The following is an 18,730-nucleotide window of genomic DNA, read 5'->3' as shown; positions in this document are numbered from 1 at the left end:
GAGGCGTAGGTCAGCGAGCGGACCGGGCGCGATCGTGGGGAGTCACCGGGCGGAGCGGGCGTGATGGGGCGGCGCTAGCGGGCGAGACGGGGGCAAGAAGGGCGGGGTCGGCGGGCAGAAAGCAAGAAGGTGGGGCCAGCCGGTAGAGCGGGCGGGAAGGTGAGGGGCGGGTAGCAGAAAGGTGAGGGGCGGGTAGCAGGAAGGCGGGGGCGCGGGGAGGGGTAGGCGGGAAGGCGGGGGTTAGTGGGCGGGGGCGGGTTCGTCGTCGGTGAAGCCGGGGACCCAGCGGATGACCTCGTCGCGGAAGCGGGCCGTGGTGCCGAGCTGGCACAAGACGCCCACCCCAGCCGCATGCACCCGGTGGATGAGGACGTAGGACACCGGAAGGTTGAGCTGGCGGACGACGTTGGTGGGCCGGAGGTCGGTGACGCTGGCGGCCTGCGCCTGGAGCCATTCCCGGCTGAAGGTGAACTCCTCCACGGCAGTGGGTTCGACGTACGGGGCAAGGAAGGCACGCAGGGCGTCGGGGTCGACGTCGATGTGCGGGCGGATGAAGCCCTCGGCCCGGAGGCCCTCGATGACCGTGGCCATGTCGCCCTGGTTGAAGATCCGGGTGAGCTGCCCGAAGACCTTGGGGTACCCGGAGGGCAGCCGGTTGACCGCGCCGAAGTCCAGCACGCCAAGCCGCCCGTCGGGCAGGAGGCGGAAGTTGCCGGGGTGCGGGTCGGCGTGGAGCATGGCGACCCGGGCCGGCGAGCAGAAGAGGAACCGCACGAACAGCAGCCCGGCCCGGTCCCGCTCCTCCTGGGTGCCGGAGGCGATGACCCGGGACAGGGGAGTGCCTTCCATCCACTCGGTGACCAGGATGTGCTCGTTGGCCGCGATGACGTCGGGCACGCAGAAGTCGGGGTCGCCCTTGAACTCCAGCGCGAAGGCATGCTGCGCCTCGGCCTCACGCAGGTAGTCGAGCTCCTCGGCGATCCGCTCCTGAAGCTCGGTGAGGACGGCCTTGATGTCGAGGCCGGGCAGGAGGACGCCGAAGAGCTTGCCCAGCCGGGCGAGCTGCTTGAAGTCGCCGAGCAGGGCCTTGCCGGCGCCCGGGTACTGGATCTTGACGGCCACGGCGCGGCCGTCGTGCCAGACGGCGCGGTGGACCTGGCCGATGGAGGCCGCGGCGGCGGGCTGGTCGTCGAAGGAGCGGAAGTTCTCCCGCCAGTCGTCACCGAGTTCCTCGGACAGGACGCGGTGGACGGTCGCGACGGGCAGGGGCGGGGCGGACTCCTGAAGCTTGGTGAGCGTGGCGCGGTAGGGGGCGACGATCTCCTGGGGGAGGGCGGCCTCGAAGATGGACAGCGCCTGGCCGAGCTTCATCGCTCCGCCCTTGAGCTCGCCCAGGACCTTGAAGATCTGGTCGGCCGTACGCTGCTGGATCTCCTGGGCGACGAGCTCGGCGGGCTTGCCGCCGATGCGCTTGCCGAGGCCGACGGCGGTGCGACCGGCGAAGCTCAGGGGCAGGGCGGCCAGCTTGGCCGAGCGGGTCAACGCCCGCCGCGGCAGATCGCTCGTCGACCCTCGCCCACGGGACTCCCCACCCTCAGACGACCCTCGCCCACGGGACTCCCCACCCTCAGACGATCCCCGCCCACGGGACTCCCCACCCTCAGACGATCCCCGCCCACGGGACTCACCACCCTCAGACGATCCCCGCCCACGGGACTCACCACCCCCGGACGGTCCCCGTCCATGGGTCTCCTCGCCCTCGGACAGGCCCGATCCACGGGTTTCCCCACCCTCGGACGACCCCCGCCCACGGGATTCCCCACCCTCGAACGACCCCTCGTGCTCTGAGCGGCCGGGAAGGGCAGGGTCGGCCACGGGGTCCCCGTCCGTGGTGGCGTGGTCTCGTCGGTCAGGCTCGGTCACAGGTCCCCCTCCATCTGGCGCGTGAGCCGGTCGTGGGTCCGACATGGTCGCTCGACAAGCTCGCTCACCGTGTTGCGCGGAATCTCCTGGAGATACCGCTTCCCCCTTCCCGTGATCGGCCCCGTCAGGTCAGGCCCTCCCGGGCCGACCCGACCATTGTCAGCGAAGCCCGATCGTTTCGGAAGCAACGACATTGCTCGTGAACCCCCACCGATCTGCGCATACACCGCCAATCAGGCATTACGTCCATTGTGCCGTTGGTCACAAGTGAAGCGTCCCCGTCGAGGAAAGCAAGCGCATGTCCGGCCGCGGACGCCGCCACCATCGTGGCCAAGGCGGCCGAGCAGGCCACCTCACCCGGAGGGTATCCGCCGAGCCGGGCGGTCAGCAGAGGCCACCCCGGATCGTGGTCACGCCGGAAGAGATCGAGACAGCTCAGGCAGGCCGTCTCGCCCGGAATCACTAGGGGACCGGCCGTGCCGTACCCCTCGAAGGCGGCGGCCAGCAGGTGCGGAACCCCGACACCGGCCAGCTCGCGCACCAGGAGCAGGTCGAGCGGCCCGACGGGAGCCAGGACGACGAGGTCGGGCAGCGGGGAGCCGTCGCTGAGGTGGGATCCGGCGACCCAGGCGTGGACCGGCCCGGCCCGCCGGGCGACCGCGACGGCGCCCTCGGCCCGGGAAGCGCCCTCCTCGCTCCAGCCGAGCCCGCCCGGCACGAGGTCGGCGGGAGTGGCCAGGCCGGGGTCGGCGACGGAGAGACTGCCCACACCGGAGGCGGCCAGCAACGCCACGACCTGCGCACCCACCCGCCCGGCGCCGTAGACGCGCACCTGCGCCCGCCGCCGCCGGGCGAAGCGGTCACGGCCGCCGTCGGCGCCCCTGGAGGCCACCGCGAGGGCGTCGAGCTCGGGCCGCAGCCGATCGCGCTCGCCCAGCCGCAGCCCAGACAGCACCCGGGGACAGGCCGTCGCATCGTCGACCACCCCCCGCTCCAGGAGCTGGTCGATCAGCGAATGCGCACCGGACTCGTCGAGCCCGGCCCGGGCCGCCGCCCGCACGACCTGGCGCAGGTCGCGAGTGCCGTCGAGCCCGTCGATCCAGCGCCGCACCTCGGGCGCGAGTTCGCTGAGCACGACCGCCCGCCGGGGATGCACGCCGTACTGCAGGGTGCGGTCGTCACGGAGGATGCGCCGCAGCGCCGGTTTCACACGTGGCCTCATGGCCGATGAGGGTGCCAGGCGCGACGAGCCCGCCGGACGCGGAAAGGCCATCCTGTGGATAACCGCGCGCCCCCTCCCGCCGCCTGTGGACAACCTCTACGATCTCGGATCATGAGCGAGCTCCTGGTCGACCGGCGGGACGACGGCGTCGTGATCCTCACCCTCAACCGCCCGGACCGCCGCAACTCGATGACCGAGGGCATGACCGAGCAGTGGCGCGAGACCGTCGCCGAGCTCAACGCCGACCGCGCGGTGCGCTGTGTCGTGGTGACCGGAGCGGGCAGCGCCTTCTCCTCCGGCGGCGACATGTCCTGGCTCGCGGACCGAGGCACGGAAAGCGTCCCCGACCTGCGCGACCGCATGCTCGCCTTCTACCGCACCTGGCTGTCGATCACGGAGCTGGAGGTGCCGACGATCGCCGCCGTCAACGGCGCCGCGGTCGGCGCGGGGCTGTGCGTGGCCCTGGCCTGCGATCTCGTCTACGCCGCCGACGAGGCCAAGCTCCTGGCGCCGTTCACCGGTCTCGGCCTTCATCCCGGTATGGCCGCCACCTATCTGCTGCCGAAGTCGGGCGGACTCCGGCTGGCGCGGGAACTCCTTCTCACCGGCCGCACGATCCTCGGCGCCGAAGCCGCGCAGCGCGGGCTCGTCAATCAGGCATTCCCGCACTCTGATCTTATTTCCGAGGTTCTGAACATCGCCGCAATGATCGCGGGAAACGCGCCGATCGCCACCAAGCTCACGAAAGTCGCGCTGAACCAGGAACATCACGACCTCGAAGCCGCACTCCGCTGGGAGTCGCTCGCACAGCCCGTGACCATGGCTTCCGCCGACATGCGCGAGGGACTGGCCGCGAATCGGGAAAGGCGGCGGCCCAAATTCACCGGGACTTAATCATCTGACCAGGGAAAACAAGATGCACCCCCTGTGGAAATCCACGTGTGTCGGCTACCGTGCATATGTGCCCCCCGAGACAGTCGAGGTCCGACGGAGTTCTCGTCGCGAGCGGACGGTTTCCGCCTACCGTGACGGGGACAAGACGATCGTGCTCATGCCCGCCTCGTTGAGCGGTGAAGTCGCTGATGAATGGGTGAGCCGGATGCTCGAACGGCTGGAGGCCAAGGAGAAGCGCCGCCATCCGAATGATCAGGAGCTATTCGACCGGGCCGTCGAACTGTCCACGAAGTACCTAGGCGGGAAGGCTCGGCCGGAAAGCGTGCGCTGGGTCGACAACCAGCAACACCGATGGGGCTCCTGCACTCCGGAGAACGGCACCATCAGGATCTCGACCCGGATCCGCGGCCTGCCGGAGTGGGTCATCAACTATGTGATCATCCATGAGCTCGTGCATCTGCTGGTGCCCGGCCACGGCCCCAAGTTCTGGAAGCTGGTGAAACAGTACCCCAGAGCGGAGCGGGCGCGCGGCTTTCTCGAAGGCTTCTCCGTCGGTACGCACAACCAGCCGGAGGAGTTTTGACGCGGATCGCCGCAGTCCTGGCGAAACGCCGCCCCGCCCTCGCTGACGATCTCGTCGCCGCCATGGCCGAGGACGTCTACGAGATGGTCGCCGGCCTCGACCTCGTGACCCCCGTGCTGATCACCAGCGTCCCCGAGCTGGAGGAGATCGTCTGGCCCGGCACAGAGGTGCTGCACATCGCCGACGACACCCCGCTCCGCGAGATCTTCGCGCTGCTGCGCGGAGAGCAGGCCGTGATCGTCGGCGCCGACGCGCCCGATCTGCCCCCGCTGCTGATCGGCAAGCTGTTCCGTGAGCTCGGCCGCGCGCCGCTGTCGGTCTGCCCCAGCCAGGACGGCGGAGCCGTCGCACTGGCCGCGCACCTCCCGCTGCCCGCCTGGGCCGACCCCGACCTCGACGACCACGACCCGGTCAAGGCGTTGCGCGCCCAGGCCCCCGGCCCCCGCCAGGTCGCCACCGGCCCCGGCTGGCATCGCGTGCGCTCGGCCGCCGACCTCGCCCGGCTCGACCCCGGCCTGGAGGGCTGGGACAACACCCGGATGCTGCTAGGGCACTGACAACGCCGCGAGGACCGCCCGGTGGTCGGTCCCGCGCACGGTGTGCACGCTGACCTCCCGCACTCCCACCTTCGCGTCCACCAGCACGTGGTCGATCGTGATCACCGGCGCCAGCCGCCGGTTCGCCGGCCAGGTGGGCACCAGCCCCGCCCCCGCCGAGTCGGCCGCGTCCTTGTACCCCCGCCCGACCAGCCGCCGCATCGGCGTGTGGTCGAGGCTCGCGTTGAAGTCGCCGGCCAGCACGCGCACGATGTCCGGTGAGGCGGAGGGCAACGCCTCCAGCGCCGTACGCCAGCCCTCGTAGGACTCGCCGATCGGCGCGAAGGGATGCACGGCGATCACCTCGATCCGCTTGCCGTCGGGCAGCCGCACCACGGCCGCGGGCATCTTGTGCCCGACCGGCGGCATCACGTCCCAGAGCGGGGTCAGCGGGTGCTTGGAGTACAGGCCGCTGCCGCCCGCGCTCCACTCCTCCTGGAGCACCCGGTGCGGCATCAGCGCCTTCAGCCCGGCCGCGTCGAGCGCCTCGACCGCCCCCGGAGTGAGTTCCTGCGTGCTCAGCACGTCCGGCTCCAGGCGCCTGACCAGGGCCAGCACCTCGGCCGGGTCCGCCTTGCCGTACAGCAGGTTGATGGTCAGCACGCGCACCGGCGTGCCGGGCACGCTGTCGGCCCAGCCGATCGCGCGGGGGAGGACGGCCAGCCCGAGGGCGGCGGTGGTGAGCGCGGCGACGGCGGTGACCCCGCGGCGGCGGGTCATGGCCGCCAGCAGGAGCGGCAGGAGCGAGCCCGCCGCCGCGTACGGCGTAGCGGTCATGAGCTGCGTGGCGACCGGCCCGCGTTCCAGCCCGGCCAGCCGGGCGACGGCCCAGGCGGCGAAGGGTGTGACGGCCACCCAGGCCACCCCGGCGCCGGTGATCGCGCGCCGCCTGCGAGACGGGACGACGATCGTGCCGCCGACCATCAGGACCTCAGGAGGTCCCGGCCGCGGCGGGCCAGCCGGCGGGTGGCCTCGTCCGACAACTCCGGGATCTCCTCGACGGGGAACCAGCGCAGGTCGAGCGACTCGTCGCTGATCACCGCCTCGGCCCCGGCCGGCGCCACGGCGGCGTACTCGACGTCGAGGTGCCAGCTGAAGGGCGGATGGCACCACACCTGGTGCCGGTCGAGCGCCAGCGGTCCGGGCAGCAGCACCAGGCCGGGAATCCCGGACTCCTCGGTCGCCTCCCGCAGCGCCACCTCCGCCAGGGTCCGGTCGGTGCTCTCGCAGTGCCCGCCCATCGGCAGCCACATGCCCGCCTTGGGGTGCAGCGTCAGCAGCACCTGCGACCCGTCGTGCGAGAGCACCGCGGTCGTCGCCGTCAGGTGCCCCGGCACGCACTCCCGGAACATCGCGTCCTCGTGCGCGTGCAGGTGCTCCAGGAACTCCTTGCGCGACACCTCCTCCTCCGGAGTGGGCGCGGTCCAGGCGGACAGGACCTCGACCGCGTCCAGGCGCAGCGTCACTCGCCGTCCTCGTCCGGAAGATCGAGCTTGGAGATGTCCCACGCGGAGGACTCGCCGCTGACGAAGCGTTCCGGGGCGTCGAGGTCGTCCGCGGTCGGCATCAGGTCGGGGTGCGCCCAGACGTCGTCGCGTCCCTCGATGCCGCGCGCCTCGGCCAGCGCCGTCCACAGCGCCGCCGCCTCGCGCATCCGCCGGGGCCGCAGCTCCAGGCCGACGAGGGTGCCGAAGGTCTGCTCGGCGGGACCGCCGGTCGCGCGGCGCCGCCGTACCGTCTCCGAGAGCGCGGCCGCGGACGGCAGCTTGCCCTCGGCCGCGGCGTCGACCACGGTGCCGACCCAGCCCTCGACCAGCGCCAGCGAGGTCTCCAGGCGGGCCAGGGCGGCCTTCTGCCGCTCGGTCTCCTCGGGCTTGAGCAGGTTTCCGCCGCTCAGCGCCTCCTGGATGGCTTCGGGGTTGTTGATGTCGAGGCTCCGGATCTGCTCCTCCAGCGCGGAGGTGTCGACCGTGATGCCACGGGCGTACTCCTCGATCGCGCCGAGCAGGTGCGAGCGAAGCCACGGCACGTGCTGGAAGAGCCGGTGATGGGCCGCCTCGCGCAGCGCGAGGTAGAGCCGGATCTCGTCGGCGGGGGTCTCCAGGCCGTTGCTGAAGGTGGCGATGCCGCCGGGCAGCAGCGCCGCGGTGTCGGAGAGCGGCAGGCCGATGTCGGTCGTGCCGACCACCTCGCGGGCCAGCGAGCCGAGGGCCTGGCCGATCTGCTGGCCGACCATCATGCCGCCCATCTGCTTCAGCATGCCCATCAGCGGCCCGGCCATCTGCTGGGCCTCGGGGGGGAGGCCGGAGCCGCCGAGCGTGCCGCTCATCGTCTCGACCATCTTGGCCGCGACCGGCTCGGCGAGCTGGCGCCAGACCGGGACGGTGTTCTCGATCCACTCCGATCTCGACCACGCCTCGGGTTTGGAGACGCCGCTGGGCAGCGCCGTCGCCTCGTTCAGCCAGAGGTCGGCGAGCCGCAGCGCTTCGACGATCTGGCGGCGTTCTCCCTCCGCGACGCTCGGGTCGCCTTCGGCCACGACCGCGTGGCGGGCGATGTTCTTGGCCATGTCCCAGTTGACCGGGCCGGAGCCGGCCGGGGCCGACAGCATGTCGGCGAACTGGCGCATCGCCTGAGCCATCTGCTCAGGGTTGCCGAACATGGCGAACGGGTTCTCGTTTGGGTCGTTTTCGCGACCTGGCAGGTCAGTCACCGCTCTACCTCGTGCAGGATGGAGGAGTCCACATCCGCCACGTTAGTCGTCCCACGGCGGATCAGTGCAAAGTGAGGACCTGGTGCCTACCTCGAAACGACCGCGCCAACCCGTCGTCGCCGTGACCGGCGCCGCCTCGGGAATAGGCCGCGAACTGCTCTCCAGGCTCGCCACCTCCGGGGATTTCCGCAGAGTCGTGGCCATCGACGAGCAGCGAGGCGACGTCCAGGACGTCACGTGGCGGGTGATCGACGTCCGCGATCCGCTCTTGGCGAACCGCATCTCCGACATCGATGTCCTGGTCCACCTGGCCGGTGACTTCGCCGTCGACTCCGACCCCGCCGAGCGCCGGGCCTACAACCTGCGCGCCGCCCAGACCGTGCTCACCGCCTCCGCGGCCGCGCGCGTGCGCCGCGTCGTCCTGGTGACCAGTGCCATGGTGTACGGCGCGGCGCCCGACAACCCGGTGCCGCTGCCGGAGAACTCCGCGGTCGCCGCCGAGCCGGACACCGGCGTGGTGGGCGACTACCTGGAGATCGAGGGCGTGGCGCGGCAGGCCACGCGCAGCCACCCCGGCCTGGAGCTGACCGTGCTACGGCCGGCCGCGGTCGTCGGCCCCGGCGTGGACACCGTGATCACCCGGCACTTCGAGGCGCCACGGCTGCTCACCGTCAAGGGCAGCCTGCCGCGCTGGCAGTTCTGCCATGTGGACGATCTCGTCTCGGCCCTCGAACTCGCCGCCCGCGGCGCGGTCACCGGCGTGGTCGCGGTCGGCTCCGACGGCTGGCTGGAGCAGGAGCAGGTCGAGGAGCTGTCCGGCATCCGCGGCTTCGAGCTGCCCGCCGGGCTCACCTTCGGCACCGCGCAACGGCTGCACCGGCTCGGCATCACCCCGGCGCCGGCGACCGACCTGCACTACGTCGTCTACCCGTGGGTCGTCGACTGCACGGCGCTGCGCGAGGCCGGCTGGAAGCCCGTCTGGACCAACGAGGCGGCGTTGACCCAGCTCCTGGAGCTGCGGGAGAAGCGCACCACCGTGGTCGGCCGGCGGCTGCCGGTCAAGGAGGCGACCCTCACCGCCGCCGGCGCGACCGTCGCGGTCATCGGCACCGCTGCCATCGTCCGCCAGGTGCGCAAGAAGCGCCGCATCTGACCGTACGGCGAAGCCCACCCGGAGGTCGGCGCGCACGGCACGGCGTGCCGTACGCTCTGGTTTGTGGACGTCATCCGCTTGCTCGACATTCGCGACACCCCGCTCTCGGTGGACGAGGTGTTCGCCTCGATGGGCTCGCACGCCGCCGGCGGGACGACGCTGTTCGTCGGCACGGTGCGGGAGCAGGACCACGGCAAGGCGGTGACCCGGCTGTCGTACTCCGCGCACCCCTCGGCCGTCGAGGAACTGCGCCGGGTCGCGGAGAAGGTCGCGGCCGACTACCCGGTGAACGCCCTGGCGGCCGTCCACCGCGTGGGCGACCTGGAGCTCGGCGACATCGCGGTGATCGTCGCGGTGGCCTGCCCGCACCGGGGCGAGGCCTTCGCCGCCTCCCGCCGGTTGATCGACGATCTCAAGTCCGAGGTCCCGATCTGGAAACATCAGCTCTTCGCCGACGGGTCGGCGGAATGGGTCGGCGCCTGCGAATAAGCTCGTTCCCATGTCGCGACGTGCGTTGACCCTGCTGGTGTCGAGCTTTCTGGTGCTCGCGCTCGGTGTCGTCGGAGCGTTCCTCAACGTCCCTTACGTCGTGTTGAGTCCCGGCCCGACCGAGAACACCCTCGGCGAGGTCAACGACAAGCCGGTGATCACCATCACCGGCCGCCAGACGTACACCACCAGCGGCGCGTTGCGCCTGGTCACCGTGGAGTACAAGGGCGGCCCGCACAACCGCATCGACCTGCTCACCGCGCTGCGCGGCTGGATCGATCCCACCGTCGCGGTGGTCCCCGAGGCGACGATCTTCCCGCCCGACCAGACCGCCAAGCAGGTCGAGGAGCAGAACGCCGCCGAGATGACCGGCTCCCAGGACAGCGCCACCGCGGCCGCGCTGACCGAGCTCGGCATCCCGTTCACCGCCGACGTGGTCGCCGCGGCCGTCGAGAAGGACCTGCCGGCCGCCGGCAAGATCAAGGCCGGCGACCAGTTCGTCAGCGTGGACGGCAAGAAGGCGACCAGCACCGAGGTGGTCACCGGCACCGTCCAGGCGCACAAGCCGGGCGAGACGGTCACCTTCGTGGTGCTGCGCGACGGCAAGCAGGTCGAGGTGCCGATCCAGACGGTCGCCTCGCCGGCCGGCAAGGCCATGGTCGGCGTGCAGCTCGGCGTCAAGAAGTACTACTTCCCGTTCACCGTCTCGATCAGCGTCGGCGAGGTCGGCGGCCCTAGCGCGGGCCTGATGTTCTCGCTCGGCATCCTCGACAAGCTCACCCCCGGCGAGCTGACCGGCGGCCACTCCATCGCCGGCACCGGCACCATCACCGCGGAGGGCGACGTCGGCCCGATCGGCGGCATCGCGCAGAAGATGGTCGGCGCCAAGAACGCGGGCGCGACGATCTTCCTCACGCCCGAGGACAACTGCGCGGAGGCCGTGAAAGCCGCCCCCGAGGGGCTGCGGCTGGTCAAGGCGACCACCCTGCATGAAGCGGTAAAGGCGATTGATGCCCTTCGCACCGGAAAGGGCGACGTGCCCAGTTGCGCTGCTGGGTGAAACTTCTCCGGGGCGTCGTGCGTTAGCCGTACGGCTGGCACATCGGTGTAGGTTGCCAGACACGGACCGATAGTTCATCACGACGAGGGGTTGGCCTTGAGCTTCCGGACCCCAGGAGGCGGACGGGCGATGCGTTTGCGCCGCCCCCGACTGCTGCTCCCTGTCGCGATCGCGGTTGTCGCGATCGTGGCCCTTTTCTTCCTTTTCTCCGGCTTCTATACCGACTACCTGTGGTTCGACAACGTCGACTACACGTCGGTCTTCTCCGGAATGTTGCTGACCCAGATCATCTTGTTCCTGGTCGGGGCGCTGCTCATGGTGGGCATCGTCGGCGGCAACATGTTGCTGGCCTTCCGCACGCGGCCCATGTTCGGGCCCGCGATGTTCGGCGGAGCCAGCGGAGCCGACCGCTACCGCATGGCGCTCGACCCGCACCGCAAACTGATCTTCATTGTCGGCATGGCCGTGCTCGCGCTCTTCTCCGGCTCGCAGATCGCGGGGCAGTGGAAGACGTGGATGCAGTTCGTGAACGGGACCGACTTCGGGAAGCGCGACGAAGAGTTCGGGTACGACATCTCGTTCTTCGTCTTCGACTACCCGTTCATCCGGATGGTCCTCAACTTCCTGTTCACCGCGGTGGTCATCTCGATCATCCTCGCGGCGATCACGCACTACCTCTACGGCGGATTCCGCCTGCAGTCGCCGGGCGTCCACGCCTCGCGCGCCGCCCGGGTGCACCTGTCGGTGCTGCTGGGCGTCTTCGTGCTGCTCAAGGCGATCGCCTACTGGATCGACCGCTTCGGACTCGTCTTCTCCGAGCGGGGCAAGGTCTTCGGCGCCTCCTACACCGACCTCAACGCGGTGTTGCCGGCCAAGACGATCCTGGCGATCATCGCGCTGATCTGCGCCGTGCTGTTCTTCGCGGGCATCTTCCGCCCCGGCGGCATGCTGCCGGGCGTCTCCTTCGGCCTCCTGGTGCTCTCGGCCGTGCTGATCGGCGGCGTCTACCCGGCGCTGGTCGAGCAGTTCCAGGTCAAGCCCAACCAGCAGGCCAAGGAGCAGGTCTCCATCCAGCGCAACATCCAGGCGACCCGTGACGCGTACAAGGTCAGCGACCAGCACGTCAAGGTCACCCCGTACGCGCCCAAGACCGACGCGGACGCGACGGTGCTCCAGCAGGAGGCCAGCGCCATCCCCGGCCTGCGCCTGCTCGACCCGAGCATCCTGTCGCCGACCTTCCAGCAGCTCCAGCAGATCAAGGGCTACTACCAGTTCCCCGAGCAGCTCGACATCGACCGCTACCCGGACGCCTCCGGCAAGCTCCGTGACACCGTGATCTCCGTCCGGGACATCGGCGAGCCGGAGCAGAGCCAGCGCAACTGGATCAACAGCCACGTGGTCTACACCCACGGCTTCGGCGCGGTCGCGGCTCCCGGCAACCGGGTCGCCCCCGGCGGTCTGCCCAGCTTCAGCGAGAAGGACATCCCGCCGACCGGCGAGCTCGGCAAGTACGAGCCGCGCGTCTACTTCGGCGAGAACTCGCCCGACTACTCGATCGTCGGCGGCCCCAACCCCGGCTCCGGCCAGGGCAACGAGCTCGACTACCCGATCGAGGGCGGCAACGGCCAGCAGAACAACACCTACGGCGGCAAGGGCGGCGTGCCCATCGGCAACTTCTTCACGAAGCTCGCCTACGCCGCCAAGTACGGCGAGACCAACCTGCTGCTGTCGTCCTACGTCAACGACCACTCGCGGATCATGTACACGCGCCGCCCGCTGGAGCGCGTGCAGAAGGTGGCTCCCTTCCTCACCCTGGACAAGGACCCCTACCCCGCGGTGATCGACGGCCGGATCGTCTGGATCGTCGACGGCTACACCACGACCGACAGCTACCCCTACTCCGAGCGCAAGAGCTGGGAAGACCTCACCACCGACGTCCGTACGGCCCGCCTTCCCGGCGCCCAGGCCGTGCAGCCGCGCGACGAGATCAACTACCTGCGCAACTCGGTCAAGGCCACGGTCGACGCCTACGACGGCACCGTCACCCTCTACGCCTGGGACGACGCCGACCCGCTGCTGAAGACCTGGCAGAAGGCCTTCGGCACGATCGTCAAGCCCAAGGCCGAGATCCCGTCGGCGCTCCGCAGTCACCTGCGCTACCCGGCCGACATGTTCAAGGCCCAGCGCGAGATCCTGGCCCAGTACCACGTGACCAACGCCGGCGCCTTCTTCGGCGGCCAGGACTTCTGGAAGGTCCCGGTCGACCCGGCCTCCAAGAAGGACAAGCAGCCCCCGTACTACGTGACCATGAAGATGCCCGGTGGCAAGGAGACCTTCTCCCTCACCACCGCCTTCGTGCCGGTCAGCCGGCAGAACATGGCCGCGTACATGGCGGTGGACGCCTCGGCGGACGTCGCGGACGCCAAGCTGGAGATCCTCCAGTTGCCCAGTGCGACGACCATCCAAGGTCCACCACAGGCCCAGAACACCTTCCTGTCCACGCCACGGGTGTCCAATGCGCTCAACCTGCTGGCCACCGGCGGCAACCTGGACGTGATCTACGGCAACCTGCTGACCCTGCCCTTCGGCGGCGGCCTGCTCTACATCGAGCCGGTCTACGTGCAGCCGAAGGCGGAGTCCTCGGGCCGCTACCCGACGCTCAACAAGGTGATGGTGCTCTACGGGGCCAAGGTCGGCTTCGGCGACACCCTGGAGGCGGCGCTCAAGGAGGTCTTCGGGGACGCGCCCCAGATCACCAACCCGGGCACCAACCAGCCGGGCACCGAGCAGCCGGCGGCCAACACCGAGTTGTCCAAGGCCATCCAGGAGGTCCAGACCGCCTACAACGAGGGGCAGAAGGCGCTCCAGGCCACCCCGCCGGACTGGGTGAAGTACGGCGAGGCCCAGACCCGCCTCGAGGCCGCACTGCGCCGCCTCGAAGGGTTGGGCGCCGCACCCGCGCAGTCCACGCCGGCGGCGACGCCGACCCCGAGTGCCACTCCGACAGGGACACCTGCGGCGACACCGTCACCTACTCCTACCGGGTAGCGGTTCGCTGATTTGCGCCCACCCCGCGCTGCCGATAGTGTTTAGCCATACACACCGACGCGGGGTGGAGCAGTTCGGTAGCTCGCTGGGCTCATAACCCAGAGGTCGCAGGTTCAAATCCTGTCCCCGCTACTCAAGTGGAAAGCCCTCCCGGGAGATTCTCCCGGGAGGGCTTTCTCGTTTCCCGCAGCAGGCCGCCGGGGTCGTTCACCCCCCGTGGTAGACCATCGGGCCGGACGCCTTGTAGGCGGCGTTCGCCGCGTCCTTCAGCCACTTGTCCGCGCTGGGCGAGCTGGTGAGGTTGGTGTAGACGGCCAGGGTGCGGATCACGTAGCGGCCGGACTGGCCGGTCCACGAGTACAGCCGGGCGTTGAGCCAGTTCGTCGTGTGGCAGATGCCCGATGAGCCAGGACCGGTCCGCGGGCAGCGGATGCCCCAGTCCTCCACGTACACGTTCTTGAGCTTGGAGTAGGCGGTGCTGGCCCGGTCGGCGCTCTTCAGCGGGATGACCCAGACCGACACCATGATCCGCTCGTTCTTGCCGCCCGTGCTGAGGTAGACGCCCACGGCCATCTCGTCGCAGCGGGCGTTGCGGAGGGCGGACTTGACGTTGGTGTCCGGCCACGGGCCGGGGCAGCCCTCCATCGCGCCTGCCTTGTAGTTGTAGAGGACGCCCTTGGAGGTGGTGAAGGACTGGGGGAGCAGGGCCTCGGCCGTGACGGGGGTCGGGTCGGTGCTCTCCTTGTCGAGGTCGGCGTAGTCGAACGGCTTCTCGGTGGGTTCCTCGGACGGGGTCTCCGTGGAGGTGTCCGACGGGGTGTCGGAGGGGGTCGGGTCGGGGGTCACGGTGACGACCGGGTACGAGCTGGTCTCGGGGCTGGTGGTCAGGGCGTCGCGCACGGTGTTCTTGACCACGGCTCGCACGCCCACCACCAGGAGGACCAGGACGATCGCGCTGATCCCGGCCGCCAGGCCGAACTTCACGGGGCGGTTGCTCTTGGGGGCTAGGGTCTGGTGCGCCGGGTTGGGCCCCGACCATCCACCCGGTCCCTGATTCGGCGGGCCCTGGTGGAGCGGGCCCATGGGGTGGGGCGGACCCATCGGCTGGGGCGGCCCCTGACCGTAGGGCTGCGGTTGGCCGTAGGGCTGAGGCTGGGGGTGGCCGTGGGGTTGCGGTCCCGACCAGCCAGGGGGCGGGCCGGTCCAGTGCGGCTGCTGGGGACCGTACTGCTCGGCCTCCGGCATGACCTTCGTGGCCGGCGGCGGTTCCGCCACCAGGGTGGCCAGCGGCGGGGGCGGGTCGTCTCCGGTGAGCCGGCGCAGCAGACCGGCCGCGGTGGGCCGATCCGCCGGGTTCTTCGACAGGCTCGCCGCCAACGCCGGCCGCAACTCCGCCGGCACCGCCGACAGATCCGGCTCCTGCGTCAGGATGGCGTGCATGAGCGCCGGAAACGTCTCCCCGGAGAACGCCGACCGCCCCGTCGCCGCGAAGATCATCGACGACGCCCAGCTGAACAGGTCGGCCGCCGGGGTGATCACGCCGCCCTCGAACTGCTCCGGCGCCATGAACGCGGGCGTGCCCATGATGGTGTGCGTCGCGGTGTTGGCGGTGACCCGGGCGATCCCGAAGTCGATCACCACCGGCCCTTCCGGACCCATGATCACGTTGTTGGGCTTGAAGTCGCGGTGCACGATGCCGGCCCGGTGGATGGCCGCCAGCGCGGTGAGCGTGGCCACCGCCAGCCGTTCCAGCCCGCTGCCCGTCCGCGGCCCCGAGGCGGTGACCAGTTGGTCCAGCGACGGTCCGGCGATGTGCTCGCTGACGATGTACGGCCGGTCGTTCACCAGACCGGTGTCCAGGACGCGTGCCGTACAGAAAGGGGCCACCTGGCGGGCCGCCTCGGCTTCGCGCAGGAAGCGGCGGCGTGCGTTCTCGTCGGCGGCGGCCTCGCTGTGGAGCACCTTGACCGCCACCTGCTCGCTGGACGGCCCCTCGCCCAGGTAGACCGTCCCCTGGCCGCCCTGTCCGAGCACACCAGTGAGGCGGTAGGGGCCGATCTGACGTAAATCGTCTGGCTTGAGGGGTTGCACAAGATCTCACCTTAGCGTTCGCTGTCAAAGGCCTCAGCGGTGACGAAAAGGAGTGTCGGTGGCGGGCTCACGGGGGCCGGTGGTCGGGCTTGGACTGGCTGTCCTGCTGTTCGCCGGGGCGATCGTCACGCTCGTGCTCACGGCGTTGCCGTCACCGGACCGCCCGCCGCTCCCCACCCCGGCGGCGACCAGCGAGCGCCGATAGGCAGGTGGCTCAGGGCGTGTACTGGAACGGCGTGGTGACCGTCAGCGCGGCGAAACCGAGCCGTTCGAGGATGGGCCGGCTGTCGTCGGAGGCGTCCACCTGGAGGTAGCGGTATCCGCGCTCGGCGGCGTAGCGCGCGCGGTGGGCCACGAGCGAGCGGTAGATGCCGCGGCCACGCCACTCGGGCACGGTGCCGCCGCTCCACAAGCTGGCGAAATCGGTGCCCTCGTGCAGCAGCACCCGCCCGGCGCTCACCGGCAGGTCGCCGTGCATCGCGACGACCGCGGCGAAGCGGTCGCCCAGCTCGGCCATCTGGTTCAGCACCCAGTGCCGGAGCCGGCCGCTGTCGGTGCCGAAGGCCTGCTCGTGGACCCGCATCATCAGATCCACCCCGTCGGCGTCGAGCACCGGCCGCAGCGTGATGCCCGCCGGCACCGGGACCTCCACGGCCTGGGCGGCGCTCTCGCCGATCACGAGGGTCTCCCGCGGCTCGGCCACGAAGCCGGCGGCCAGCAGCCGCTGCGGCAGGTCGGCGGGCTGGTCGTGGGCGTAGTGCTTCCACTCGAAGCCGAGGCCATGCGCGGTGAAATGCGCGATCTGCTGGGCGATGACCGCGTCGGCGGTCTCCTCCCGCAGATCCGACCAGAGCACCCCGTTCCACCCGCTGGCCGTGCTGGTCTGGCGGACCACGTCGCCGGTGAACTCGACGGTGCTCTGGCTGTCATCCGGCGGGGCGTTACGGCGTAGCTGCTGGTCGAAGGCGCTCAGGACGGCCGCGGTGTTCATCATCCGGCCAGGATGTCACCGGACGAACCGCGCGAGCCTCTCCTTTTCCGCCGCGCTCAGCATCGGGTCCCGCATCCGTGCCGCCGCGGCGTCGGCGATCCTGGGTCCCGGGTCGGTACGGCTGGCGCCGACCAGTACGCGGACGAACAGGCGACGGCCGAGGCGGGCGGCCAGCGCGGGCACGTCACCGGTGGACAGCAGGACGACCGTGGTGGCCAGATCGACGGCGGGGGAGCCGGCGCGGGCGTTGCACCAGTCGATCACCATCGGGCCGCCGGGGGTGAGGATGACGTTGCCGGGATGCAGGTCCAGGTGGAGCACGCGGTCGCCGCCGTCGAAACGCGGCAACCAGCCGGGCGCGGGGACGGTGTGCAGGCGGTCGTGCAGCTCGGCCAACTGCCTGCCGTACCGGAAGAGGAGCCACGGGCGGCGCGTGAGCGCGTCGAGCATCGTCGGGCCGGGCAGGCGGTCAAGGACCAGGTCGGTGTCGGTGCAGTCGTGGACGGCCGGGACCGGGAAGCCGTGCGCGCGGACGTGCTCCATGATGCGCGCTTCGGCGCGGGCGGTGGTGTTGGCGCGGTAGCGGCGCAGCACGCGACACTCGTCCAGGGCGTAGACGTCCGCGGTGCGACCGGCGCCGATCAGTTCCACGGGGGGAGCGTAACCGCGCGTCGACTCAGCGGTCCTCGTCGTCCTCGAGGATCTCGCTGAGGGTTTCCGGCTCCTTAAGCGGATCGGGACGGGTGTCGTTCTCGCGAGGATCCTCCTCGTTCACCCAGTGGAAGATGCCCCGGCTGGCTTCGTCGTCTATCTCCTGGATGCGGTGCCGCTCCGGGTAGGTGTCGCGATAGAGCGCCGCCTCGGAGACCTGCTCGTCGTCGCCGAGGTCGCTGTTGACGTTGTACGGCTGGTCGGTCATCTGATCATGACCATCGTCTTCTGCACCGCCCACCCGGCGAGGAACAGGCCGAAAGCGGCCTGCGCGAGCCGTACCCACATACCCGCGGTGTCGGTCGCGAAGAGGACGACCCCGAGCCAGATCAGCCCGAAGCCGCCGACCAGGGCGATAGCCGCCCAGTTCAACCCCCGATGCCACATAAGCGCAGTGTTACAGCCGGTTCGCCAAGCCCGGGTGATGGCGAGGTGTTGCCCAGGTCTTGGTTGTCCGCCCGCGCCGGCCCCTCACCGGGCGGCCGGCTAGCGGGGCAACGAGCGGCTGGTGCCGACGCAGGTCCGGGTGCGCGAGCTGCGGGGCCGCCCCGGCGGGTTCTGCTCCAGGCACGCCAGCAGAGCCTCCGCCGCCCGCGCGTCGGACAGGATCCGGTGTACGGCGTCGCCGTCGAGCGGGAGCTGGCCGCGCTCGGCCAGTTCGTGCTTGAGGAAGGCGAGGGGGTCCGGGGCGCCGACCATCTCCGCGGCCACCGTCGCCCGCGCGGCGGTGAGCAGGCGGAGGTAATAGGAGCGCAGCGCGGCCTCGCGCAGGCGGGCGCGCTCCAGGTCGTCGATGAGATCGCGGGCGACGCTCAGCAGGTCGCCGGCGTGGGTGGTCTCATCGGCGACGTAGGCGCGGATGTCATCGAACTCCGAGCGGGACATGGCGGACACCTCCGGGGGAGCAGACTGCTCGCGTCTACTTCGTATCCCGGGGCGATTGCGGATGACTTGCTGTCCGCTTGCCATCGGGGACGCCGCTTCGGGCAGGTTCGTGGCTCCCCGGTGGTTTAGGCCCTCCCGGTGGAGGGAAAGATCTCGTGAATGCCTCCGGTGGTGTGGAGAGCTGCTACAGTTGCAGAGCGCAGACGAGCTCTGCGCAGATCCCACTTCCTGCAGGTTTGTCCGGTTGGTTTGCATCTGTCCGGATCGCCTGGTAAGTTAGAGGGGTTGCCCCGGAGACGGGGCGGTCTGAATTCCCGCAGATTTCGCCGGGCCGGTCAATTTGACTCGGAACGGACGGTCTGAAAGAATAA

General features: G+C 70.4%; 19 protein-coding genes and 1 tRNA gene. 9 read left to right on the top strand and 11 right to left on the bottom strand.

The genetic code is table 11. The features are described from left to right. Nucleotides 1–240: 240 nt before the first annotated feature. Nucleotides 241–1,542: an AarF/ABC1/UbiB kinase family protein gene (locus AB0I67_RS30750; protein ID WP_357930456.1), complete on the bottom strand. Its 1,302-nt coding sequence runs from the start codon at nt 1,540–1,542 to the stop codon at nt 241–243. A 505-nt stretch (nt 1,543–2,047) separates the two neighbouring features. Continuing rightward, nucleotides 2,048–3,145 (bottom strand): thiamine biosynthesis protein ThiF, encoded by a 1,098-nt coding sequence (locus tag AB0I67_RS30745; protein WP_357930454.1) that lies wholly within the window; start codon nt 3,143–3,145, stop codon nt 2,048–2,050. 111 nt (nt 3,146–3,256) lie between these two features. On the opposite strand from AB0I67_RS30745, the gene AB0I67_RS30740 reads away from it, so the two are divergent. The 3 genes from AB0I67_RS30740 to AB0I67_RS30730 all read left to right on the top strand — a co-directional run bounded on the left by AB0I67_RS30740 (nt 3,257) and on the right by AB0I67_RS30730 (nt 5,179). Then, nucleotides 3,257–4,039 (top strand): enoyl-CoA hydratase-related protein, encoded by a 783-nt coding sequence (locus tag AB0I67_RS30740; RefSeq protein ID WP_357930451.1) that lies wholly within the window; start codon nt 3,257–3,259, stop codon nt 4,037–4,039. Between the two features lie 157 nt (nt 4,040–4,196). Further along, nucleotides 4,197–4,622, top strand: coding sequence for a M48 family metallopeptidase (locus tag AB0I67_RS30735; protein WP_357930449.1), 426 nt, complete (start codon nt 4,197–4,199; stop codon nt 4,620–4,622). Beyond that, on the top strand, nt 4,619–5,179 hold the full coding sequence (locus AB0I67_RS30730) for a DUF2064 domain-containing protein (RefSeq protein ID WP_357930448.1): 561 nt from the start codon (nt 4,619–4,621) through the stop codon (nt 5,177–5,179). Before AB0I67_RS30735 ends, AB0I67_RS30730 begins: the two co-directional genes overlap by 4 nt. On the opposite strand, the gene AB0I67_RS30725 is transcribed toward AB0I67_RS30730, so the two are convergent. The 3 genes from AB0I67_RS30725 to AB0I67_RS30715 are packed head-to-tail and all read right to left on the bottom strand — an operon-like array spanning nt 5,168 to nt 7,880. Next, a complete protein-coding gene (locus AB0I67_RS30725) occupies nt 5,168–6,142 on the bottom strand; it encodes an endonuclease/exonuclease/phosphatase family protein (RefSeq protein WP_357930445.1) in 975 nt (324 codons plus the stop codon). The genes AB0I67_RS30730 and AB0I67_RS30725 overlap by 12 nt on opposite strands. Further along, nucleotides 6,142–6,684 (bottom strand): NUDIX domain-containing protein, encoded by a 543-nt coding sequence (locus tag AB0I67_RS30720; RefSeq protein WP_357930442.1) that lies wholly within the window; start codon nt 6,682–6,684, stop codon nt 6,142–6,144. Before AB0I67_RS30720 ends, AB0I67_RS30725 begins: the two co-directional genes overlap by 1 nt. Continuing rightward, the gene (locus tag AB0I67_RS30715; RefSeq protein ID WP_357930439.1) at nt 6,681–7,880 is read right to left on the bottom strand and encodes a zinc-dependent metalloprotease; all 1,200 of its coding nucleotides are present in this window, start codon (nt 7,878–7,880) and stop codon (nt 6,681–6,683) included. Before AB0I67_RS30715 ends, AB0I67_RS30720 begins: the two co-directional genes overlap by 4 nt. 130 nt (nt 7,881–8,010) lie before the next feature. On the opposite strand from AB0I67_RS30715, the gene AB0I67_RS30710 reads away from it, so the two are divergent. The 5 genes from AB0I67_RS30710 to AB0I67_RS30690 all read left to right on the top strand — a co-directional run bounded on the left by AB0I67_RS30710 (nt 8,011) and on the right by AB0I67_RS30690 (nt 13,813). After that, the gene (locus tag AB0I67_RS30710; protein ID WP_357930829.1) at nt 8,011–9,084 is read left to right on the top strand and encodes an NAD-dependent epimerase/dehydratase family protein; all 1,074 of its coding nucleotides are present in this window, start codon (nt 8,011–8,013) and stop codon (nt 9,082–9,084) included. Between the two features lie 63 nt (nt 9,085–9,147). Beyond that, on the top strand, nt 9,148–9,573 hold the full coding sequence (locus AB0I67_RS30705) for a molybdenum cofactor biosynthesis protein MoaE (protein ID WP_357930437.1): 426 nt from the start codon (nt 9,148–9,150) through the stop codon (nt 9,571–9,573). Nucleotides 9,574–9,583: 10 nt separating this feature from the next. Then, complete coding sequence (locus AB0I67_RS30700) at nt 9,584–10,633, top strand: PDZ domain-containing protein (protein ID WP_357930434.1); 1,050 nt, start codon at nt 9,584–9,586, stop codon at nt 10,631–10,633. A gap of 129 nt (nt 10,634–10,762) precedes the next feature. Then, nucleotides 10,763–13,681, top strand: a complete 2,919-nt coding sequence (locus AB0I67_RS30695) for a UPF0182 family protein (protein WP_357930432.1) — start codon at nt 10,763–10,765, stop codon at nt 13,679–13,681. 58 nt (nt 13,682–13,739) lie between these two features. After that, a tRNA-Met gene (locus tag AB0I67_RS30690) sits at nt 13,740–13,813 on the top strand. Nucleotides 13,814–13,888: 75 nt separating this feature from the next. Here AB0I67_RS30690 and AB0I67_RS30685 read toward each other — a convergent pair. Then, a complete protein-coding gene (locus AB0I67_RS30685; protein WP_357930429.1) occupies nt 13,889–15,772 on the bottom strand; it encodes a serine/threonine-protein kinase in 1,884 nt (627 codons plus the stop codon). Between the two features lie 58 nt (nt 15,773–15,830). On the opposite strand from AB0I67_RS30685, the gene AB0I67_RS30680 reads away from it, so the two are divergent. After that, on the top strand, nt 15,831–15,977 hold the full coding sequence (locus AB0I67_RS30680; protein ID WP_357930426.1) for a hypothetical protein: 147 nt from the start codon (nt 15,831–15,833) through the stop codon (nt 15,975–15,977). Nucleotides 15,978–15,986: 9 nt separating this feature from the next. Here AB0I67_RS30680 and AB0I67_RS30675 read toward each other — a convergent pair whose 3' ends face one another. From AB0I67_RS30675 to AB0I67_RS30655, 5 genes are all read right to left on the bottom strand, one after another. After that, nucleotides 15,987–16,766, bottom strand: coding sequence for a GNAT family N-acetyltransferase (locus AB0I67_RS30675; protein ID WP_357930424.1), 780 nt, complete (start codon nt 16,764–16,766; stop codon nt 15,987–15,989). A gap of 12 nt (nt 16,767–16,778) precedes the next feature. Further along, nucleotides 16,779–17,414: a phosphotransferase gene (locus AB0I67_RS30670; RefSeq protein ID WP_357930421.1), complete on the bottom strand. Its 636-nt coding sequence runs from the start codon at nt 17,412–17,414 to the stop codon at nt 16,779–16,781. A gap of 25 nt (nt 17,415–17,439) precedes the next feature. Beyond that, nucleotides 17,440–17,682: a hypothetical protein gene (locus AB0I67_RS30665; protein ID WP_357930419.1), complete on the bottom strand. Its 243-nt coding sequence runs from the start codon at nt 17,680–17,682 to the stop codon at nt 17,440–17,442. Continuing rightward, on the bottom strand, nt 17,679–17,846 hold the full coding sequence (locus AB0I67_RS30660) for a hypothetical protein (protein ID WP_357930416.1): 168 nt from the start codon (nt 17,844–17,846) through the stop codon (nt 17,679–17,681). Before AB0I67_RS30660 ends, AB0I67_RS30665 begins: the two co-directional genes overlap by 4 nt. 114 nt (nt 17,847–17,960) lie before the next feature. Beyond that, nucleotides 17,961–18,359, bottom strand: coding sequence for a hypothetical protein (locus tag AB0I67_RS30655; protein ID WP_357930413.1), 399 nt, complete (start codon nt 18,357–18,359; stop codon nt 17,961–17,963). Nucleotides 18,360–18,730 lie beyond the last annotated feature (371 nt).

The organism is Nonomuraea sp. NPDC050310 (genome assembly GCF_040655795.1).
Classification (GTDB): Bacteria; Actinomycetota; Actinomycetes; order Streptosporangiales; family Streptosporangiaceae; genus Nonomuraea.
Note: the sequence above shows the minus strand (reverse complement) of the source record. Positions and strands in the feature narration are given on the sequence as shown.